Below are 2,942 nucleotides of genomic sequence, written 5' to 3'. Positions count from 1 at the left end.
CTGTGTCCAAACGTTCCTCCCGTCATAAATCGGCGTCGGAAGCGAATCACGAAAAATCCTCCTCAGAATCCGGACCTGCCGGACCGGTCCGGGAGCCCTCTCAGACCAGGCGAAACCGCATCTGGTGGGGAGTCCCTATCGTCGGAGCACTGCTGGCCCTTCTCGCCACTGGAGCGGCTTGGATCTTTCTCGACTGGTGGATCGTTATCCCGGAATCGGTGCAGGCCACCTACGTGGGGCGACAAAGCTGCTGGAAATGCCACGAGCGGGAATGCACGCTATGGGAGGGCTCCGATCACGACCTCGCCATGGACCACGCCACAGAGAAAACGGTCCTCGGCGATTTCAATAATACCACGTTTACCCATATCGCGTTCAGCGACCTGCACAAATTCTCCGATGACGAACTGCGCGCAATCCTGGCACGGGTCGACGACAAGACGCTTGCGATCGCTCTTCAGCCGTACGAGGCCCATCACACGGCAGAGTCACTCTCTCCGTATATCCCCCCTTCCGGCGAACCGTCCCGCAAAAAAATCCTCGCCGTGCTGGAACCGGCCCGTGCGAAGAAAATCGAGGAGCTCGTCCGGTGGTATCGCACTTTTGCCCGGCCCTGCGATATCACGGCCGCCCATCGCGCCCTCGGCGACGCAGCACGGGACCTGATTCAGGCCGGTAAAATCCAGGCCCCCTGGGCTGTGACCAGCCGGTTTTTCCGCCGCGATGGCAAATATTATGTGATCACTGACGACCGTGAGGGAAAGCTCCGGGAATTCCAGGTCGATTACGTGTTCGGCGTTTATCCGCTTCAGCAGTATCTGGTGACTTTCCCAGATGGCCGTGTGCAATGCCTGCCCCTTGCCTGGGATGTCAAATCGCGGCGGTGGTTTCACCTTTATCCCAGCGATCCCGTGCCGTCCCAGGATCCGCTTCACTGGACGCGATCGCTGCAAAACTGGAATTACATGTGTGCGGAATGCCATACCACCAATCTCCAGAAAAACTATGACCCCAACACAAACACCTATCACACCACCTGGTCGGAAATCGACGTGAGTTGCGAAACCTGCCATGGACCGGCCAGCATCCACGTGCGGTTGGCCGAGTCCTGGAGTTTGTTCTGGGATCGCAAACGCGGAACCGGCCTGGTGGATCTTTCCCCGAAAGGATGCAATAACGCGACCCTGGTGGATAGTTGTGCGCCGTGCCATGCGCGGAGGCAGCCGGTGGCCCCCAATTTCCAGCCGGGAAAGCCGTTCCTGGATTATTACGTCCCTGAATTCCTGGATGGAAATCTCTACTACGCCGACGGCCAGATCCTCGACGAAGATTACGAGTACGGTTCGTTCACCCAAAGCCTCATGTACCGAAAGGGCGTGCGCTGCACGGACTGTCACGATCCCCACACCGGCCGCATCAAATTCGCCGAGAAGGTGCCTCCGGGAGAAATCCGCCAGCCCTACGTGGACAATCGGTTGTGTGGGCAGTGCCACCTGCCCAGCAAGTACGACACCCCCCAGCATCACCATCACCCCGATACGACGAAGCCGGGAAGCCGCTGCGTGGACTGCCACATGCCGGAAACGACGTACATGGTCGTGGATGCGCGGCGGGACCACAGTCTGCGGGTCCCCCGGCCGGACCTCACCGTGACTCTGGGAATTCCCAACGCCTGCAACATCTGCCATCAGGATCCGGAGAAGGGGGAAACACCCCAATGGGCAGCCGAATGGATCGAAAAATGGTACGGTCCGCGGAGAGAGCCCGAGCACTTTGCCTACGCCTTCGACCGTGGTCGAAAACGCGATCCCGGCGCGATCATGGACCTGATTGCCATAACGCGTCGCCAGGACGTATCGGGAATGGTGCGAGCCAGCGCCGTTCTGCTCCTGGGAAATTACAGTCAGGATATCGTCCGCGGCGCCATTATGAGCGCGGCAAGCGACGCAGATCCACTCGTCCGGCTGGCGGCCGCCCGCGCACTCCAGCAGGTCACCATCACCCGCGATGATTTCCCCCGCGTCCAGCACCTCCTCCGTGATCCACTCCGCTCTGTGAGAGTCGAATCGGTGCCCTGGGCCATCAACCTGCCCAGAGACATCTTCTCCGCCGCCATCGCCACGGCATTCGATCGGGCCGTCGAGGAATATCGCATAAGCCAGCAGATCGTCGCCGACCAACCCGGCGCCCACATGAACCTTGCCCTCCTCGCGGAAGCTTTTGGTAATCCCCAGGAACAGGAGCGGGAGTATCTGACGGCTCTGCGCATCGATCCCGATTTCCTCCCCGCTCGGAATAATCTGGCCATGTTCTATGCGCGCCTGGGAGAGTTCGAGAAGGCCGAGCACCAGTATCGCGAAGCCCTCCGTATAGCCCCCGATTTCGTACCTGCGCGCGACAATCTTGCCCGCCTCTACTATCAAATGGGACGGTTAGACGATGCCGAGAAAGAATTCCGGATTATTCTAGAAAAGTTTCCTGATCGGGGTGATATTCACTATTCGCTGGGCCTTCTTCTGGCCGAACAACCCGGTCGAATGGCCGATGCCGCTGCCGAACTGGTCGAAGCCGCACGCCTTCTGCCCACCGAAGCGCGGGTTTTATACAATGCTGGCCTGGCACTACAAAAGATCGGTAAGCTCGAGCAGGCGGAAGAGTATCTTGCCCGTGCCTATCGCCTGGGAACGCCCGCCCCGGATCTGTTGCAGGCTTATGCCCTGTGCCTGGTGGAATTGAAGCGTTGTGCCGCCGCTCGGTCGATCGCTGAGGAGCTGCGCCAGCGGTATCCTTCACCGGAATCCGATGCGTTCTACCGCCAGATTCTCGATCGCTGCTCCCAGACACAGTAAACGGGGCCCGGTGAATTGGCTTCCTTTCCGGAGTGCCCGTCATCACGAAACGCCCCATCAAGTCCCACAATATCGCTGCACGAAAGACAGGGA

1 protein-coding gene is annotated in these 2,942 nt (G+C 59.6%); it reads left to right on the top strand.

All coding sequences use genetic code 11. The features are described from left to right. Positions 1-2,849, top strand: a 2,849-nt coding sequence (locus H5U08_RS14510; protein WP_366494642.1) for a tetratricopeptide repeat protein, incomplete at its 5' end; no start/stop codon positions are given. Between the last annotated feature and the right edge of the window lie 93 nt (positions 2,850-2,942).

The sequence above is a fragment of the Thermogutta sp. genome, from assembly GCF_014359955.1.
Lineage (GTDB): Bacteria > Planctomycetota > Planctomycetia > Pirellulales > Thermoguttaceae > Thermogutta.
Note: the sequence above shows the minus strand (reverse complement) of the source record. Positions and strands in the feature narration are given on the sequence as shown.